Below are 17,803 nucleotides of genomic sequence, written 5' to 3' on the forward strand. Positions count from 1 at the left end.
ATTTGCCACCGGAACTTCGGTGTGATTTTGCTTTGGCATAATTGTCTAAGAAATCATAATAAAAGTAAGAAAATGAAAAAAATAGTATCTCTATTAATTGTTGTTGTCCTTTTTTGTTCTTGTAGTGAATACCAAAAAGCGTTAAAAAACGAAGATGTTGCCGCAAAATTCGAAGTTGCAACAAAAATGTATGATGCAGGTAAATATTCAAAAGCCATACGTCTTTTTGAACAATTGGCTCCTTCGTACAGAGGGAAACCTCAGGCAGAGAAATTATTTTACATGTTTTCGCAATCGTATTATAAAACGAAACAGTATTATTTAGCGGGTTATCAGTTCGAAAGTTTTGTTTCGGGATATCCGCGAAGTGAAAAAGTTCAGGAAGCTGCTTTTTTAGGCGCTTATAGCTACTCAAAATTAGCCCCTGTTTACAGCTTGGATCAAACAGATACTGTAAAAGCTTTAGAAAAATTGCAGACTTTTATTGAAAGCTATCCAAATTCTGAATACATTGTTCAGGCAAATGAAGCAGTGAAAGTTTTGAACGGTAAACTGGAGAAAAAAGCATATGAAAATGCTAAAGGATACAATACAATTTCAGATTACAAATCGGCATTAATTGCTTTTGATAATTTTATTGCTGATTTTCCTGGAACACCATTAAAAGAAGATGCGTTGTTTTATAAATACGATTCAGCATATAAATTGGCAATAAACAGTATTCCGTCAAAAATGGAAGAGCGTTTAAATGTAGCTAAGGTAGCTTATGGTAACTTAATTAAGTTTAATAGTGCTACTAAGTATAAAAAAGAGGCAGATGAAATGAATGCCAGAGTGGAAACAGATTTACAAAAATTTACTAAATAAAATAAAGTCATGGATTTAAAAAAGACGAATGCTCCTGTAAATACAATAACTTACAATAAAACAGTTATTGAAGAGCCAACAGGAAATGTGTATGAGGCAATTACCATTATGGCTAAAAGAGCAAATCAAATTAATTCTGAAATTAAAAAAGAATTAACTGAGAAATTAGAAGAGTTTGCTACTTATAATGACAGTCTTGAAGAAGTTTTTGAAAATAAAGAACAAATTGAAGTTTCTAAATTTTACGAAAAATTACCAAAACCACATGCATTAGCAGTTCAGGAGTGGTTAGACGGTAAAACATACCACAGAGGTTCAAATAAATAATATAGTATAATGTCAGTTTTAAACGGGAAGAAAATTTTACTGGGAGTTTCTGGTGGAATTGCAGCCTATAAAACAGCTTCATTAGTACGACTCTTTATAAAAGCAGGTGCACATGTCCAAGTGATAATGACACCTGCTTCTAAGGATTTTGTAACTCCACTTACGTTATCTACACTATCTAAAAATCCGGTACATTCCAGTTTCTTTAATCAGGATGATGAAGATGCTGTTTGGAACAATCACGTTGATTTGGCTCTTTGGGCCGATTTGATGCTGATAGCACCTGCAACTTCTAATACCCTGTCTAAAATGACTACCGGAAACAGCGATAATCTTTTAGTTGCTACTTATTTGTCGGCGAAATGTCCAGTTTATTTTGCTCCGGCAATGGATTTGGATATGTACAAACATCCTTCGGTTTTATCCAGTTTCAATGCTTTGAAAAGCTTTGGAAATATTATGATTCCGGCTGAAAGTGGTGAGTTAGCCAGCGGTTTATCCGGAGAAGGCAGAATGGCTGAACCAGAGAATATTATTGCTTTTTTGGAAGCTGATTTAGAAAGTAAATTGCCTTTAAAAGGAAAAAAAATATTAATTACTGCCGGACCTACATACGAAGCAATAGATCCTGTACGTTTTATAGGAAATCATTCTTCGGGAAAAATGGGTTTTGATTTGGCAAATGAAGCAGCAAACCTAGGGGCTCAGGTTATTTTGATTGCTGGACCGACACATTACAAAGCTAAAAATAATTTGGTTGAAGTAATCAGTGTAGTTTCAGCACAGGAGATGTATGATGCTTGTCATGAATATTTTAAGGATGTTGATGTGGCAATAGCTGCCGCAGCGGTGGCAGATTACAGGCCTAAAGTAGTGGCGGCGCAAAAGATTAAAAAAGCTGCAGATGAATTTTCAATAGAGCTTGAAAAAACAAAAGATATTCTGGCTTCCTTGGGAACGATCAAGAAAAATCAGTTTTTAATTGGATTTGCATTGGAAACTGAAAATGAAATTGAAAATGCAAAGCTGAAAATTCAGAAAAAAAACTTAGATTTGATTGTTTTAAATTCCTTACAGGATGAAGGAGCAGGTTTTAAAAAAGAAACCAATAAAGTAACCTTTATTGATCAGGATTTTAAAATTGAGCCAATGGAATTAAAATCAAAAGAGTCTGTTGCAGTTGATATTTTAAACAAAGTGGTTTCGCATTTTGCGAAATCATAATGATTTAGAGTAAAAAGCAAAGATTAAGAATAGTAAAAGCTATTACGTGCTTTAACCAAAATAATATCTTTCGTATGAATAAACTAGTTACTTTTTTAGCATTCTTAATTTTTAGCTTTACTCAAGCACAGCAGTTAAATTGCACTGTAACTATTAATACAGAAAGATTGCCTAATCCCAATCAACAGGTTTTTAAAACACTTCAGACTTCGCTGTCTGAGTTTGTAAACAAAACAGATTGGACAGGGACAGTCTTAAAACAAAACGAACGAATTAATTGCTCGATGTACATCACATTGTCCTCGAATACTTCCGATCAGTTTTCAGGAACTATTCAGGTGCAATCATCTCGATTGGTTTTTAATTCTACTTATTCTTCCCCAATATTAAATTATAACGATAAAGATCTTAATTTCAGGTATATTGAATACGAGCCTTTATTGTTCAATCCCACCACTTTTGAATCAAATTTAGTTTCTGTAGTTTCTTTCTACAGCTATTTGATTTTAGCAATGGATGCAGATAGTTTTCAAATGGGCGCAGGAAATCAATATCTTGAAACTGCCCAAAACATTGCAAATGTTGCGCAACAAGGTGGATCTAAAGGCTGGAACCAATCTGACGGAGTTCAGAATCGTTATTATCTTATAACTGATATGATTTCGCCAATGTATAACGATTTACGTCAAACGACGTTCTTGTATCATACCGGTTTAGATGGTATGAGTCAGGATTTGAAAGCATCAAAAGAAAAAATCAAGTCTGCCTTGATGCTTATTGGAAAATTGAATTCGGTAAAGCCTAATGCTTTTTTGACCAGAGTTTTCTTTGATGCCAAATCAGATGAAATTGTTTCGATATTCTCAGGTGGACCAAGTATTCCAATCACTGATTTAACAGATGTTTTGAATAAAGTTTCTCCTTTAAATTCCACAAAATGGTCACAGATTAAATTTTAATCTATTTTAATTATTTTCTTTATTAACTTTTATATTTCCCAAATTCTTTATGATAACGTCCTTGTCGATTAAAAACTATGCTCTGATTGAAAAATTAACTATAGATTTTTCAAGAGGTTTTTCTATAATTACAGGAGAAACTGGTGCGGGTAAGTCCATTATATTAGGAGCGATAGGATTGGTTTTAGGAAAAAGAGCCGATTTAACTTCATTAAAAAATAAAGAAGAAAAATGTGTTATTGAAGCACAATTTGAAATTTCTAAATACAACCTAAAAGATTTTTTTACAGCAAATGATCTTGATTATGAAGATGAAACCATCATAAGGAGAGAAATTTTACCTTCAGGGAAATCACGTGCTTTTATTAATGATAGTCCGGTAAATTTGCAGGAATTGCAGGATTTGAGTTTGTTTCTGATTGATATTCATTCACAACAACAAACTCAGGAGTTATCGGATGAAAGTGTTCAGTTTAAAATTATTGATGCAATTGCTAATAATGGCGATACAATTCAATCGTACCAAAATGTATTAAAAGGATACAAATCAGATAAATCCAAACTAAATGCTTTGTTGAAAAAACAAAGTGATTCCGGAAAAGAACAGGAGTATAATACTTATTTATTAAATGAGTTGGTTACTGCTAAGCTAAAATCGGGTGAGCAGGAAGAGCTTGAGGCTGATTTTGAAAAACTAAACAATGTCGAGATTATAAAAGAATCAATAGATAAATCGTTGGCAATTGCTAACGAAGAACAGTTTGGTGTTTTTCACAATCTAAATGAAATTAAAACGGCATTGCAAAAAATAACGCTTTTTTCGCCGGAATATCAAGCTGTTTTTGAGAGAATTACCAGTCTGACGATTGAGTTTGATGATGTTTCGAAGGAGCTACAAAATGTTTCTGAGAAGCTTTTAAATGATCCTGCGCAATTAGAGTTAGTAAGTCAGAAGCTGCAGTTGATTTATAATTTGCAAAAAAAGCATCAGGTAACTTCTGTTGATGAATTACTTGGAATTCAGGCTACATTAGAAAATACACTACTTGAATTAGATAATATAGAAGAAGAAATTGCTGTGTTGTCAAAAACGATCGAGGATAAAATTACAGAATTAGATGTTTTTGCGGGATTAATTAATCAAAACAGAACCAATGCAATTCCGGTTTTATCGCAAAAGTTAATTACAATCTTAGAGACGTTGGGAATGCCGAATGTTCGTTTTAATATGGAACTTTTACCTTTAGAAACTTATTTCCAAAACGGGAAAGATGAATTGCAGTTTTTATTTTCTGCTAATAAAGGAACTGATTTTGGATTGCTTAAAAAAGTAGCATCGGGAGGAGAAATGTCTCGTATTATGTTGGCTGTAAAAGCAATTTTGGCGCAATATTCAAAATTGCCAACTTTAATCTTTGACGAAATAGATACGGGAGTTTCCGGAGAAATAGCGATAAGAATGGGAGAGATTATGAAGGAAATGAGTGCTACTATGCAAATTTTTGCCATAACCCATTTGCCGCAAATTGCAGCCAAAGGAGATTCTCATTTTAAAGTTTCTAAATCTACTGTAGATGAGGATACACAATCAGAACTTAAGCTATTATCTCAGGATGAAAGACTTACCGAAATTGCTCAGATGCTATCAGGTGCTAAAATCTCTGATTCGGCATTAAATCATGCAAAAGAATTATTAAATTAAATATTTAAATTATATTTGCTCGCATAACCATTAGACTAAAATCAGAATATAATATGATTAAAAAACTATATGTTTTGTCTTTTATTTGCTTCTTTGTTAGTAAGATAAATGCTCAGGAGGTTGCTCCGAAAGAAGTTGCAGAATTGACAGGTAGCGAATCTAAAACTTATTTAGTAAAAGACTTTCCTGAAGGTGTTTATAAAACGTATGAAAATTTTATTGCAAAATCAGGAATTTTCATGGGTGATGCATTGGAAAGACGTACTATCGCAGGTTATAAATCAATCGAAAAGAATGCGGATGCTTATCATGTTTTCTTTTGCTGGAAAAGAAACAATGCAAAAATTACGGATTATTTTGCTATTGTTTACAATGGTAACTTGTACATTCAGCAAAGATATTTAATGCAGTTTGCTTCAAAGGAAGACGGAAATATGTCTGCCGATAATCCAAACTCTTATCATAGAGTTTTAAATGATGGAAGGTTTTTGTATCTCGAAGGACCTTTCGCTAATATGTGGTCTAAGGCTTTTGCTTACAATGCGGGAGCGGTAGGAGGGGCAATTGCGGCTAATTTGAATACGTTAAAAGGAATCGTATTTAATGTTGATAAGAAAGAGTTCAATTTTATAAGAGAGTGCGAAAATTTAAATGCATTAATCGAAGAGTATAATGGGGTTAAAATTGAATGTAAAGATAAAAAAGTTGATATTTTAACCGTTAGGGAAAATGTGAACAAAATTATTAAATAGTAAATATTTGTCTATTTCTTAGAAATAGAGTATGTTGTTTAGATCAAATTAAATTGAAATAAAAAAGTATGATTATAGAACCTAGAATGAGAGGATTTATTTGCTTGACAGCCCACCCAAAAGGTAGCGAGCAAAATGTTAAAAATCAAATAGAATATATCAAATCAAAAGGACCAATTGCAGGTGCAAAAAAAGTATTAGTTATTGGCGCTTCAACAGGTTTTGGATTAGCGTCAAGAATTACAAGTGCTTTTGGATCTGATGCCGCAACAATTGGAGTGTTTTTTGAAAAACCACCGGTTGAAGGTAAAACAGCTTCTCCAGGATGGTATAATTCTGCTGCATTTGAAACAGAAGCTCACAAAGCAGGTTTATATGCAAAAAGTATCAATGGAGATGCTTTTTCAAACGAAATAAAAAGACAGACTTTAGATTTAATCAAAGCTGATTTAGGTCAGGTTGATCTTATCATTTACAGTTTAGCTTCTCCGGTTCGTCAACATCCGGTTACAGGAGTTTTACATCGTTCTGTTCTAAAGCCAATCGGTCAAACTTTTACCAATAAAACAGTTGATTTTCATACCGGAAACGTTTCAGAGGTTTCTATTGCTCCGGCAAATGAAGAAGACATTACCAATACAGTTGCTGTAATGGGTGGTGAAGACTGGACGATGTGGATTGATGCTTTAAAAGCTGAAAATTTATTAGCTGAAGGAGCTACAACAGTTGCTTATTCTTATATTGGACCATCATTGACAGAGGCAGTTTACCGTAAAGGAACAATTGGTCGTGCAAAAGATGATTTAGAAGCTACAGCATTTTCGATTACAGATAGTTTAAAATCTATTGTAGGAAAAGCATATGTTTCTGTAAACAAAGCCTTGGTAACACAGGCGAGTTCTGCAATTCCGGTTATTCCGTTGTATATTTCTCTTTTATATAAAATTATGAAAGAAGAAGGAATACATGAAGGTTGTATCGAGCAGATCCAGCGCTTGTTTCAGGACAGATTGTACAACGGATCTGAAGTTCCTGTAGATGAAAAAGGCAGAATCAGAATCGACGATTGGGAAATGCGTGAAGATGTACAGGCTAAAGTGGCTAAACTTTGGTTAGAAGCTACAACTGAAACATTGCCTGCAATTGGAGATTTAGCCGGATATAGAAATGATTTCTTAAACCTGTTTGGGTTTGAATTTGCCGGAGTAGACTATGCTGCTGAAGCGAATGAAGTTGTTGAAATTGAAAGTATCAAATAAACAGAAAAAAAATAGTACTATATATCAAAACCATTCGTCGCTACGAATGGTTTTTTTATGAATATAACATATCTTTGTTAAAATTTTGAAATTTAAAATATTTCCACTTTAATACCGCATAATCTGCTATGATTTTTTCTTTAATTATACCCGTGTATAATCGTCCGGATGAAGTAGATGAACTTTTAGAAAGTTTATCAAAATCCGATTATAATGAAGCTTTTGAAATTGTTCTTGTCGAAGACGGATCATCAATACCTTGTAAGGACGTTGTGATGAACTATCAGGGCAAGCTGAACATTTCTTATTATTTTAAGGAAAATTCAGGTCCTGGAGACTCAAGAAACTTTGGAATGCAAAAAGCCAGAGGGGATTATTTTATCATTTTTGATTCAGATTGTATTATTCCTTCTAATTATTTGACAGAAGTTCGAAAAGCACTTAACGAAGATTATGTTGATTGTTTTGGAGGGCCGGATAAAGCATTAGATAGTTTTTCGGATATTCAGAAGGCAATTAATTTTGCAATGACTTCATTTTTAACAACAGGAGGAATTCGCGGTGGGTCTGAAAAAATTAATAAGTTTCAGCCGAGAAGTTTTAATATGGGGATTTCAAAGAAGGCTTTTGTTGCATCAAATGGTTTTGGAAACATTCATCCGGGAGAAGATCCGGATCTTTCCATTCGTTTGTGGAATTTGGGTTTTGAAACCAGATTGTTTCCGGAAGCTTATGTGTATCACAAGCGCAGAATTGATTGGGAGAAATTTTCGATTCAGGTAAATAAATTCGGAATAGCCAGACCCATATTAAACAGTTGGTATCCGGAACACAATAAATTGACATTCTTTTTTCCTACGGTCTTTATCCTTGGATTATTATTAGCTTTTTTATTGTTAATTTTTAATATTGATATTTTATTACAATTTTATTTTGTATATTTCGTTGTAATTTTTCTTACAGCCAGTATTCAGAATAAAAGCATCAAAATTGGGTACTTAGCTGTGATCGCAGTTTGGAAACAATTTTATGGTTACGGAACTGGATTTTTAAAATCGTTCGTAAAAGTTATTATTTTAAAACAAAAACCCCAAGAGGCTTTTCCTCGTATGTTTTTTAAAATATAGATATGGCTAAAATTATTGGCCTGACAGGTGGAATAGGGAGTGGAAAAACGACCATAGCAAACTACTTTGCAGAAATGGGAGTCCCTTTATACATTGCCGATGATGAAGCCAGAAAAATAATGCAATCTGAAAACATTTTACAACAAATTAGAACCGCTTTTGGAGATTCATTTTTTGAAAATAATGTTTTAAACAGAGCAAAATTGGCGGAAATTGTTTTTAATGATGCTGAAAAACTGGCAGCATTAAATGCAATTGTACACCCTGCAGTTAAAGAGGATTTTGAACTTTGGTTATTAAAAAACAAAAAATATCAATATGTAATTTATGAAGCCGCAATTTTGTTTGAAAGTGGTCGTTATAAAGATTGTGATGTTATTGTAACCGTTACCGCGCCGGAAGAACTCAGAATTGAAAGAGTACTTAAGCGTGATAAAACCACACGGGAGCAAGTTTTAAGCCGAATGAAAATGCAATGGAATGATGAAAAACGAATTTCTTTAAGCAATTTTGTTATTAATAACAGTAATCTTAAAATTGCTAAAGAAGAAGTTGTTAAAATTCTTAAAATTTTAAATATAAAACAAAATCAGTCTTAAATGTTAATATTTGGTTAATGTATTATTTAGTATATTGTTAAAATATTAATTTTGTTTCGATGAATAAATTATTTTTTAGATTACTTGTTTTATTGATGAGTTTGTCCTTAATAGGGATAATTCTGGTTCAGGTATATTGGTTCAATTCATCGTTCAAGAACAACGATGAACAGTTTAAATATCATGTTACTCAGGTAATTGGAAATGTCGCAGACAAGCTGGAGCAGCAAGAAGAATATAGTTTTTACGATAAATACAACCGCATTAAAGACAGCACCGGTAAAACACCTAAAAAAGAAGATTTACTTCAGGTTTTTTACATTCAGAGAAACGCAAAAACAAACAAGACAATAGTTTATTCTAATACGCTTACATCTGAAGATTATGATATTAGTGGCTCAATTTTTAATAAAAAATTTAGCAGCGAAAGATTTAAAAACTTTAGTTCAAAGAGAGTTACAGAAGTATACAATAACAACAATAATATAGATAATAATACTTTAGGACAAAGTATTATACCGGATTTAAAAATCGAAAAATCGGGAAGCCTTGATATATTAAATAAAGTTCAACAGCAAATTCAATACAAAGATATTGCTTCTCTGACACCGATAGAAGGTAGGATAACAAAGGATAAACTTCAAAAACTCTTAAAAAAAGAACTGGAAGAATATGGTGTAAAAACCAAATTTGAATATGGTGTTCTTAATAATGGTCTTGCGACGAAAGTAAGATCTGATGGATTTCATTATGATAAAGACGCAAGTTACCACGTGCCAATTTATACGGATAATGAGGGGAATAGTAAATACGAATTGTTTCTTACGTTTCCTCATAAAAAGAAATTCTTACTGTCTGAATTATTAAGTATTACAATACTTTCAATAATTTTTACATTAATCATTATAGTTGCCTACACCAGTGCACTAAATCAATTGCTGCGTCAGAAACATATTTCTGAAATCAAAACCGATTTTATAAATAATATGACGCATGAGTTTAAGACTCCGATAGCGACAATTAATCTGGCATTAGATGCCATTAAGAATCCTAAGATAATTGAAGATAAAGAGAAAGTGTTTCGCTATCTTCAAATGATTCGGGATGAGAATAAAAGAATGCATGCCCAGGTAGAAAACGTTCTTCGTATCTCTAAATTAGAAAAAAGAGAATTAGATATTACAAAAGAACCAACCGCAATTCATGATATCATTGATGATGCCATCGAACATGTAAATTTAATTTTAGAAGACAGACAAGGAACAGTAGTGAAGCATTTTAATGCAGCAAGAACGACCAGTTTGATTAATGAAGTACATTTTACGAATGTATTGGTTAATATTTTAGAAAATGCAATAAAATATTCTCCTGGTAAGCCTGAGATAGAAATTTTTACAGAGAATGTAAAAGACATGATTCTGATAAAAGTAAAAGATAACGGTCTTGGTATGAGCAAAGTAGCTCAAAAAAGAGTTTTTGAGAAATTTTATAGAGAACATACAGGAGATTTACATAATGTAAAAGGACACGGTTTAGGTCTAGCTTATGTAAAAAGAATAGTAGAAGATCATAATGGTCAAGTATATGTTGAAAGCGAGAAAGGAAAAGGTAGCACCTTTATAATAAAAATACCATTAATAAATTAAAATATGGAAAATAATAACAAAAGAATACTTTTAGTAGAAGATGACCTTAATTTTGGGGCAGTTCTTAAAGATTATCTAATGTTAAATGACTTTGAAGTTACTTTAGCTAAAAACGGTATGGAAGGTTTCGAAAAATTCAAGAAGGATGTATATGATTTATGTATTCTCGATGTAATGATGCCTTATAAAGATGGTTATACTTTAGCCAAAGAAATTAGAGAGAAGAACAGTGAAGTGCCGATTATCTTCTTAACGGCAAAGTCAATGAAAGAAGATGTATTGAAAGGATACAAAGCTGGTGCTGATGATTATTTGAATAAGCCTTTTGATTCAGAAGTTTTATTGATGAAAATTAAAGCAATCATTCAAAGAAAATCTGCTGATACAAAAGCAGAACAGGTTCAGTTTGAGTTTAATATTGGTAAATTCCATTTAAATTCAAAACTTAGATTTCTAACATTTGAAAACGAAGAACCGATTAAATTGTCTCCAAAAGAGAATGAATTGCTTAAAATGTTGATTCTTCATGAAAATGATTTAATGCCAAGAGAATTAGCCTTAACTAAAATCTGGAGAGACGATAACTATTTTACATCAAGAAGTATGGATGTTTATATCGCTAAACTTAGAAAATACCTAAAAGCTGATGAAGATGTTGAAATCCTAAACATTCACGGTGAAGGTTTTAGACTAGTTGTTAAAAGTAAAGTTACAGAATAACAAAAAATATAACCAAACAAAAAAATATTAGAGCCCTGAGAAATCAGGGCTTTTTTTATGGAGTAATTTTTGTCTTGGAACTATATGAGGTTAGATATGGTTCAGTTGCAAATAATGGGGATTATGAATCAAATTTGGATTCGAAAATGAAATTCTGACTATACGGATTCGCCAGGCGAAAACACGGAGCAAAACAGATTCTTAAGTTTTATATAATGTAGAATATTGTTGCCATAACTTTTTATCCTATTAAAAATCCGCTCTAATCATCGTTTTCGTGAAACGAATCTGCATGATCCGAGTATTGTTTCTTTATAGTTAAATAAATATTCAAAAAAAAATAATATTAAAGCATGATTTTTATCTTTTTGATTTTGAGTATTCTACCGTCTTTTTTGGTTTTTATAATAATATAAATAAATTTTTTGTAACGATTTTTCTTAAAATAAATTTGGAAAATCAAAAAAGTATTCTGAATATTTGCAGACGAAAAAAATAATAACCCTTTAAAAACGAAGAAAAAATGTTTGTACTTACATCGACATCACAGAGCTTCACATCAAATGAATTTGGTGCAGCACTTCTTCGTGGCTTATTTCAATCCTAGAAATATACTTTTAGATATATAAAGCCCGAAGACATTTTGTTTCGGGCTTTTTTTTATTCTAGACACTTCAAATTTTCCCGAAAATCGATTTTACTTATCCTTCATGGATAAAATGTTAAGCCTGTTTGGCTGTTAATTTAATGCACTATAATTTTTAATGCAAAATTATATGGTAGAGGAGTATGCTTTGTGTGCTCGTCTTAAAAGTAAAAGAAAGAAAAAAAGATTAGTAAAGGAAGATTTTGAAAAACACCTGATTCAGTTAAGAAAACTTGAAAAAAAGCTTTGGGAAAAACGGAGAGATTTACCTCTTGTTCCACTCGAGGTCCCTTATCAAAAGGGATGGCAGCGTAATTTTATACTGAGAGAAGATGTGGCAAGATCGAGTGAATCTTCATTTTACGAAAGCTTATTGGAAAAAATAAACACGTGGCAGTTTTCTTCTGAAAAATCTTTTAAAAGGAAAAAAAAGAGAAAAAGAAGAAATGTTTATACCGAAAAGTTACAAACCGTAAAAGAATTTTCAGAGTGGGAGTGGAAAAGTCCGAAATTAGAATTAACCGAGAAAGAAAAAGCACATTTTTATAAACGCGAACGTTGGTGCAGCAATTTTAAGCGATATAAAATTCATTACGTTTTTAATGAGCCATGGCGTTATGTACTTTGTGTTAGTCCGTACATGATAACACATACGAAGCTGGTTGATTCAGATTTGGAGAGTGAAATTCAGCTGCTCGACAATTACATTACTAATCTTAATTTGAGACATAAGATAAACAAATTAGTAGATGGTTTTTCGCATCGTTGGAGTTACTATGAAAGTGAAAATCCAAAAGAGAAAAACCCAATTAAAAATAAAAGTCTGAAGGTATTGTATCAGCAATATCTGGACGAAATGATATAAATCATGGGAAATAAATTATCTGGAAAAGACCTGATTAAATTAGGGTTTCCAAAAAACAATTCAATAAATATCGCCTTAGGGCAGATTAACAGATATAGAAAGAGAGAGAAAAAAGAATCTATCCTGACAGAAGCTAAAGATGTATTGTTACATCCGGAAAAATATGAAGGCAACGGAACCTGGGGTAAAGTAGCTGAAGGTTTAATAAAACCAGTTCAGGTAAGAATGCATCAGTTGAAGACAACAAGAGTTCCTTTTAAAATTTTTGGAGAAAATGAGATTGATCAACAGGCAAAATTTCAATTGTATGATTCGTTAAAACTGCCTATTTCGGTAGCTGGAGCATTGATGCCGGATGCACATTCGGGGTACGGGCTGCCAATTGGAGGCGTTTTAGCAACAGATAATGCTGTAATTCCGTACGGAGTTGGAGTTGATATCGGATGCAGGATGAGCCTTTCTATTTTCGATTTACCGGCTTCGCATTTTAAAGGAAAGGAATATCAATTGGAAGCAATTTTGAAAGATAATACCAAGTTTGGGATGTATGAAACTCATGCTTCAAGAGTCGATCATGATGTTTTTTATAAAAGTGAATTTCAGGATATTCCATTGTTAAAGAATCTTTTGCCGAAGGCCTACAAACAACTGGGAAGCTCTGGCGGAGGAAACCATTTTGTAGAATTCGGGATTGCTAAAATTGAAAATCCGGAGAACGAATGGAAGCTCGAAAAAGGAGAATATTTCGCCGTTCTTTCGCATAGTGGTTCTCGTGGATTAGGTGCAAACATTGCAAAACATTATACCTATTTGGCAACAAAACAATGTCCGTTACCAAAAAACGTTCAGCATTTGGCCTGGCTGGATTTAAATACGCATGATGGTCAGGAATACTGGCTGGCTATGAATTTAGCAGGAGAATATGCGAAAGCCTGTCATGATGATATTCATCGACGAATTGCCAAAGCAATTGGAAAAAGAGTAGTGGTAACAATCGAAAATCACCACAATTTTGCCTGGAAAGAAATGGTAAACGGTCAGGAATGTATTGTACATAGAAAAGGTGCAACGCCTGCCTCAGAGGGCCAATTGGGAATTATTCCCGGTTCGATGACGGCGCCAGGTTATATTGTAAAAGGCAAAGGAAATGCGGAAAGCTTAAACTCTGCTTCGCATGGCGCAGGGCGTTTGTTTTCAAGAGCGAAGTGTAAAAGTACCTTCACTCAAAGTGAGATTAAAAAGGTGTTAAAAGCCAACGATGTGACCTTAATTGGAGGAAATATTGACGAAGCGCCTATGGCATATAAAGACATTACAAAAGTGATGGCAAATCAAAGTGATCTGGTGGAAGTGCTTGGAACTTTTACACCAAAGATCGTTAGAATGGACCGATAAAAAGACAAAGAGTATGAAAAGATTTCAGGATGAGAATAAGTTTTTAGAAAGTTTTTTACACGAGATTTTAGTGCAGTGTCCGAAATGTGACTCTAAAGCTAAAGTTAAAAATAAACTTTCGGAAGAATGTAAATGCGGGCATTGTTATACTAAAATTTTGGAGTGTAAACATTGCTTTTATAAGCTTGACAGGCCCGTTTACCAATACATTGCTTATGGTAAAGCCTATTGCAATCAGTGTTATGAAAAATATGAATTTAAATCGCAGTTATTAAAAGAAAAGCCGGAAAAGTATAAAGCGAAATGTCCGCATTGTAATTTTCAGGAAGAGTGGAAACCAAAAAATCAAGAGGTTTTGCAAAATTCAAATAGTAACGACGGTTTAGTGAAAGAACAATGGTATAATTTGCCGCTTTGGTTTCAAATAGAAGTGGATAAACATATTTTCTGGGCCTATAATAAGCAGCATATGGAGTATTTAGAACGGTATATCGGAGCAGGGCTGAGGGAACGAAATCCAAGAATGAATTTCGGATCGAGTTTGGTGTCCCGTTTACCAAAATTTGTAAAAGAAGCCAAGAACAGAGAAAAGCTTCTTAAAATATTAGAGAAATGGAAAAAATAATTCAGATAACAGCGGGTCGGGGACCGGCAGAATGCACCTGGGTAGTGGCCCAGGTGCTTAAAAAAGTTTTGGACGAAGCAGAGGAACAACAATTAGAAACAACTTTGCTGCAGCGAGAAGCAGGGCAGGAAAACGGAACAGTAGAAACCGCTACTATCTCTGTAAAAGGGAAAGACGCTGTCCGATTTGCTGATTCCTGGATAGGAACGATTCAATGGATTGGTCAAAGTCAGTTTAGGAAAATGCATAAGCGAAAAAACTGGTTTATAGGTATTTTTGAGATTGAACCACAAAAAAATGCATCAATTTCTGAAAGCGATATTCAGTATCAGGCCATGCGCAGTTCCGGAGCGGGCGGGCAACACGTAAACAAAGTGAGTTCGGCAATCAGAGCAACTCATGCGCCAACAGGAATTGCAGTTGTTGCTATGGACAGCCGTTCTCAGCACCAAAACAAAAAACTGGCAACAGAACGATTATTAAAAAAACTGGAAGGCGAAACTTTGCAACAACTTAAAAACCATGTTGGGAAACAATGGGAAAATCAGCTGAATATTCAGCGGGGTAATCCGATTAGAGTTTTTTCAGGAACTGACTTTAAAAAGAACAAGGCAGAGAAAAGTTACAAAGGAACACGTCAAAAACTTAAAACCGATTTACGAAATGAAAGCAATAGATAAATACCTTTTTCAGGCGTTGGACAGTTATCCGTATTCATTAGAAGAAACTATTGAATCTTTGGATTATGCCTTTTCCTACGATGCTAAAAATACGATGGTTTTGTGCTTGTATGGAAGAATTCAGTCAGAACAATTGTGGAATTACGAAGAGGCAAAAATCTATTTTCAGGAAGCCCTGACGATTAACATTCATGCACTCGAAGTATATCCGCACTATGTTCAGACTTTAATTTTAAACGAAGATTTTGAAGAAGCGCAAAAGTTAATCGATTTTGCTTTAACTATAAAAGGAATAAACAAATCTGAAATTTTTGTAAAGAAAGGAATCCTTTACGAAGCACAGCAAGAGTTTCAATTAGCACTAAAAGAAATTAAAAAAGCTAAACTTTGTACGTTACAATTTGTTTTTGAATCCGATATTGCTGAAGTAGAGAAAAGAATTAAAGGCAAGATTGAGTTGACGCAAAAGAAAAAGAAAGCTGAAAAAACGAAAAAAGATTCGAAGAAGAAAGTAAAGTAATCTTCCTGTAAAGAAAAACGAGGCGATTATGCCTCGTTTTTTTTATCAGGAATTTACAGAATCACCACGAATTTTAAACTTTTATATTTTTTTGGGAGTATTTTATTTCCAGTGTAATTCCAAAGCAAAACAAGTTTTATCTTGTTTTGTAATGCTGAACGTTGCCTTAGTGTGATTGTCGTCTTCGCTCTCATGGATGATGACTTTATCTTTTAACGACAGTTCCTTCATGAAATTCATTTCAAAGCTTTTTACCTCCTGTTTAAGAATTCTTTTCTCCTCTACATGATCAAGGCACCATTCTAAATATTTGACATTATTGACGTGATTTACAATGTCCAGATCCGAGAGGTAAACTGTTTTTTCAAAAACTGCTTCTTTTTCGTGGTTGATGTTTATTTTTGAAAAACCTTCAGTAGTTGCGCGTTTTTCGGGATACAATTCAAAATGTTGGTAAGGCAAAGCCAAAGCTTCGGGACGTCGTAACTGTGTATTAAAAACAGCCCAGTACGTTTCGCAGCCTACTATTTTTTTTCCGTTTACATGCATCTCTAAAGCACGAACAGAACGAGAATTTTCTAAACTGTTAATCCATGTTTTTACCGTTACAACATCTTGCCATTTTGGTAAAGCTGTAATTTCAACGCGCATGCGGCTTAACACCCAGGCCTGATGAAATTCCTGCATATCAAAAAAGCTAATGCCTCCGGCTTCAGAATGCGCAGCAGCTGTCAATTGCAGAATATTACATAAATCAGTATACTTTAGAAAACCATTTGGCGTACATTGTGTAAAATTGATTTCCCAGTCTTTGCTTAAGACAGAAGTAAAATTTGGAGATATTGGCATTGCTGAATTTTAAATTTTAGATTGTTGATTTTAGATTTTTCTATCAGAGGAAAGAAACCGATTTTACTTTAGAAGATTTTCTATGTAACTTATGATTTCGTTTCGATCTGTCGCATAATCAAACCATTTTGTGTCTTCATTTCGTTTGAACCAGGTCAGTTGTCTTTTAGAGAAACGTCTGGTATTTTTTTTGATTTCTTCGATGGCAAAAGGCAGCGAAAATTCTCCGTCAAAATAACTAAATAATTCTCTATAACCGACCGTTTGTAAAGCATTTAACGCTTTGTTGGGATATAGAGCCTTGGCTTCTTCCAATAATCCCTCATTCATCATCAGATCCACACGTTGATTGATACGGTCATAAATAACAGGTCTGTTGGCCTCTAAGCCAATTAAGATAGGAGTGAAGTTTCGGTTGTTTTTCTTCTGATTTAAAAAAGAAGAGTAGGGCTTTTGAGTTCCGATACACACTTCGGTAAAACGCATCATTCTTTGTGGATTTTGAAGCGTTTGTGGGTTTTCTATAGTCAGCCTCTGATAATAATCGGGATCAAGGTTTTTTAATTGATCCTGCAAATAAGTAATACCCAGCTTTTCGTAGTTGGCGTTTATTTCAAAACGTACTTCAGGATCAATTTCCGGAAATTCATCGAATCCTTTTAGAATGGCATCAACATATAGTCCTGAACCGCCAATTAGAATAGCGAAGTCATTCTTTGCAAACAATTCCTCTAATTTTAAAAGTGCTTCTTTTTCGTAATCCCCAACAGTGTAATTTTCAAAAATAGATTTATTCTGTATAAAATGATGTACAGCAGATTGCAGTTCTTCCTGAGTTGGGACTGCCGTACCAATTGTCATTTCTTTAAAAAACTGACGACTGTCGCAAGAGATTATCTCACAATTAAAATGTTGCGCCAAAGCAATGCTCAAAGCTGTTTTGCCTATTGCTGTTGGTCCGACGATGGTAATTAGATATTTCATATTTGGGAGTCTTTACGGTTGCAAAAACCTTAGACTTGTATGGATTAAAGTAAGGAT

General features: G+C 33.5%; 18 protein-coding genes. 16 read left to right on the forward strand and 2 right to left on the reverse strand.

Annotation, left to right across the window (positions count from 1 at the left end; translation table 11 throughout):
* Window positions 1-72 precede the first annotated feature (72 nt).
* The 16 genes from AC3IS6_RS14610 (at window position 73) to AC3IS6_RS14685 (ending at window position 15,913) form a co-directional block, all read left to right on the forward strand.
* Complete coding sequence (locus AC3IS6_RS14610) at window positions 73-867, forward strand: outer membrane protein assembly factor BamD (RefSeq protein WP_173964082.1); 795 nt, start codon at window positions 73-75, stop codon at window positions 865-867.
* A gap of 9 nt (window positions 868-876) precedes the next feature.
* Complete coding sequence (locus tag AC3IS6_RS14615) at window positions 877-1,194, forward strand: DNA-directed RNA polymerase subunit omega (protein ID WP_007807938.1); 318 nt, start codon at window positions 877-879, stop codon at window positions 1,192-1,194.
* Between the two features lie 9 nt (window positions 1,195-1,203).
* Window positions 1,204-2,418, forward strand: coding sequence for a bifunctional phosphopantothenoylcysteine decarboxylase/phosphopantothenate--cysteine ligase CoaBC (gene coaBC, locus AC3IS6_RS14620; RefSeq protein ID WP_489160375.1), 1,215 nt, complete (start codon window positions 1,204-1,206; stop codon window positions 2,416-2,418).
* A gap of 74 nt (window positions 2,419-2,492) precedes the next feature.
* Window positions 2,493-3,377, forward strand: coding sequence for a type IX secretion system protein PorD (gene porD, locus AC3IS6_RS14625; protein ID WP_489160376.1), 885 nt, complete (start codon window positions 2,493-2,495; stop codon window positions 3,375-3,377).
* A gap of 49 nt (window positions 3,378-3,426) precedes the next feature.
* The gene (gene recN, locus AC3IS6_RS14630) at window positions 3,427-5,079 is read left to right on the forward strand and encodes a DNA repair protein RecN (protein WP_489160377.1); all 1,653 of its coding nucleotides are present in this window, start codon (window positions 3,427-3,429) and stop codon (window positions 5,077-5,079) included.
* A gap of 53 nt (window positions 5,080-5,132) precedes the next feature.
* Window positions 5,133-5,831, forward strand: coding sequence for a hypothetical protein (locus AC3IS6_RS14635; protein ID WP_489160378.1), 699 nt, complete (start codon window positions 5,133-5,135; stop codon window positions 5,829-5,831).
* A 68-nt stretch (window positions 5,832-5,899) separates the two neighbouring features.
* Window positions 5,900-7,090 carry an enoyl-ACP reductase FabV gene (fabV, locus tag AC3IS6_RS14640; protein WP_489160379.1) on the forward strand — a complete coding sequence of 397 codons (1,191 nt, stop codon included), beginning with the start codon at window positions 5,900-5,902 and terminating at the stop codon, window positions 7,088-7,090.
* A gap of 128 nt (window positions 7,091-7,218) precedes the next feature.
* Window positions 7,219-8,217 (forward strand): glycosyltransferase family 2 protein, encoded by a 999-nt coding sequence (locus tag AC3IS6_RS14645; protein WP_489160380.1) that lies wholly within the window; start codon window positions 7,219-7,221, stop codon window positions 8,215-8,217.
* Window positions 8,218-8,219: 2 nt separating this feature from the next.
* Complete coding sequence (gene coaE, locus AC3IS6_RS14650; RefSeq protein WP_489160381.1) at window positions 8,220-8,816, forward strand: dephospho-CoA kinase; 597 nt, start codon at window positions 8,220-8,222, stop codon at window positions 8,814-8,816.
* A gap of 59 nt (window positions 8,817-8,875) precedes the next feature.
* Complete coding sequence (locus tag AC3IS6_RS14655; RefSeq protein ID WP_489160383.1) at window positions 8,876-10,462, forward strand: sensor histidine kinase; 1,587 nt, start codon at window positions 8,876-8,878, stop codon at window positions 10,460-10,462.
* A 3-nt stretch (window positions 10,463-10,465) separates the two neighbouring features.
* Window positions 10,466-11,182, forward strand: coding sequence for a response regulator transcription factor (locus AC3IS6_RS14660; RefSeq protein WP_099711827.1), 717 nt, complete (start codon window positions 10,466-10,468; stop codon window positions 11,180-11,182).
* Between the two features lie 776 nt (window positions 11,183-11,958).
* Window positions 11,959-12,693, forward strand: a complete 735-nt coding sequence (locus AC3IS6_RS14665) for a hypothetical protein (RefSeq protein WP_489160384.1) — start codon at window positions 11,959-11,961, stop codon at window positions 12,691-12,693.
* Window positions 12,694-12,696: 3 nt separating this feature from the next.
* Complete coding sequence (locus AC3IS6_RS14670) at window positions 12,697-14,088, forward strand: RtcB family protein (protein WP_489160386.1); 1,392 nt, start codon at window positions 12,697-12,699, stop codon at window positions 14,086-14,088.
* Between the two features lie 13 nt (window positions 14,089-14,101).
* Window positions 14,102-14,713, forward strand: a complete 612-nt coding sequence (locus AC3IS6_RS14675; protein ID WP_489160387.1) for a hypothetical protein — start codon at window positions 14,102-14,104, stop codon at window positions 14,711-14,713.
* Window positions 14,701-15,393, forward strand: a complete 693-nt coding sequence (gene prfH, locus AC3IS6_RS14680; RefSeq protein ID WP_489160389.1) for a peptide chain release factor H — start codon at window positions 14,701-14,703, stop codon at window positions 15,391-15,393. The genes AC3IS6_RS14675 and prfH overlap by 13 nt, the downstream gene beginning before the upstream one ends.
* Window positions 15,377-15,913, forward strand: a complete 537-nt coding sequence (locus AC3IS6_RS14685) for a tetratricopeptide repeat protein (RefSeq protein ID WP_489160391.1) — start codon at window positions 15,377-15,379, stop codon at window positions 15,911-15,913. Before prfH ends, AC3IS6_RS14685 begins: the two co-directional genes overlap by 17 nt.
* Before the next feature lie 102 nt (window positions 15,914-16,015).
* On the opposite strand, the gene AC3IS6_RS14690 is transcribed toward AC3IS6_RS14685, so the two are convergent.
* On the reverse strand, window positions 16,016-16,762 hold the full coding sequence (locus tag AC3IS6_RS14690; RefSeq protein ID WP_489160392.1) for an acyl-[acyl-carrier-protein] thioesterase: 747 nt from the start codon (window positions 16,760-16,762) through the stop codon (window positions 16,016-16,018).
* 63 nt (window positions 16,763-16,825) lie between these two features.
* Window positions 16,826-17,746 (reverse strand): tRNA (adenosine(37)-N6)-dimethylallyltransferase MiaA, encoded by a 921-nt coding sequence (miaA, locus tag AC3IS6_RS14695; protein ID WP_489160393.1) that lies wholly within the window; start codon window positions 17,744-17,746, stop codon window positions 16,826-16,828.
* Window positions 17,747-17,803 lie beyond the last annotated feature (57 nt).

This window comes from Flavobacterium sp. KH_035 (assembly GCF_057839565.1).

Excerpts from the sequence above, each read along its gene's own strand:
- AC3IS6_RS14610 (WP_173964082.1), top strand. The coding sequence starts at position 73 with ATGAAAAAAATAGTATCTCTATTAATTGTTGTTGTCCTTTTTTGTTCT.
- AC3IS6_RS14615 (WP_007807938.1), top strand. The coding sequence starts at position 877 with ATGGATTTAAAAAAGACGAATGCTCCTGTAAATACAATAACTTACAAT.
- coaBC (WP_489160375.1), top strand. The coding sequence starts at position 1,204 with ATGTCAGTTTTAAACGGGAAGAAAATTTTACTGGGAGTTTCTGGTGGA.
- porD (WP_489160376.1), top strand. The coding sequence starts at position 2,493 with ATGAATAAACTAGTTACTTTTTTAGCATTCTTAATTTTTAGCTTTACT.
- recN (WP_489160377.1), top strand. The coding sequence starts at position 3,427 with ATGATAACGTCCTTGTCGATTAAAAACTATGCTCTGATTGAAAAATTA.
- AC3IS6_RS14635 (WP_489160378.1), top strand. The coding sequence starts at position 5,133 with ATGATTAAAAAACTATATGTTTTGTCTTTTATTTGCTTCTTTGTTAGT.
- fabV (WP_489160379.1), top strand. The coding sequence starts at position 5,900 with ATGATTATAGAACCTAGAATGAGAGGATTTATTTGCTTGACAGCCCAC.
- AC3IS6_RS14645 (WP_489160380.1), top strand. The coding sequence starts at position 7,219 with ATGATTTTTTCTTTAATTATACCCGTGTATAATCGTCCGGATGAAGTA.
- coaE (WP_489160381.1), top strand. The coding sequence starts at position 8,220 with ATGGCTAAAATTATTGGCCTGACAGGTGGAATAGGGAGTGGAAAAACG.
- AC3IS6_RS14655 (WP_489160383.1), top strand. The coding sequence starts at position 8,876 with ATGAATAAATTATTTTTTAGATTACTTGTTTTATTGATGAGTTTGTCC.
- AC3IS6_RS14660 (WP_099711827.1), top strand. The coding sequence starts at position 10,466 with ATGGAAAATAATAACAAAAGAATACTTTTAGTAGAAGATGACCTTAAT.
- AC3IS6_RS14665 (WP_489160384.1), top strand. The coding sequence starts at position 11,959 with ATGGTAGAGGAGTATGCTTTGTGTGCTCGTCTTAAAAGTAAAAGAAAG.
- AC3IS6_RS14670 (WP_489160386.1), top strand. The coding sequence starts at position 12,697 with ATGGGAAATAAATTATCTGGAAAAGACCTGATTAAATTAGGGTTTCCA.
- AC3IS6_RS14675 (WP_489160387.1), top strand. The coding sequence starts at position 14,102 with ATGAAAAGATTTCAGGATGAGAATAAGTTTTTAGAAAGTTTTTTACAC.
- prfH (WP_489160389.1), top strand. The coding sequence starts at position 14,701 with ATGGAAAAAATAATTCAGATAACAGCGGGTCGGGGACCGGCAGAATGC.
- AC3IS6_RS14685 (WP_489160391.1), top strand. The coding sequence starts at position 15,377 with ATGAAAGCAATAGATAAATACCTTTTTCAGGCGTTGGACAGTTATCCG.
- AC3IS6_RS14690 (WP_489160392.1), bottom strand. The coding sequence starts at position 16,762 with ATGCCAATATCTCCAAATTTTACTTCTGTCTTAAGCAAAGACTGGGAA.
- miaA (WP_489160393.1), bottom strand. The coding sequence starts at position 17,746 with ATGAAATATCTAATTACCATCGTCGGACCAACAGCAATAGGCAAAACA.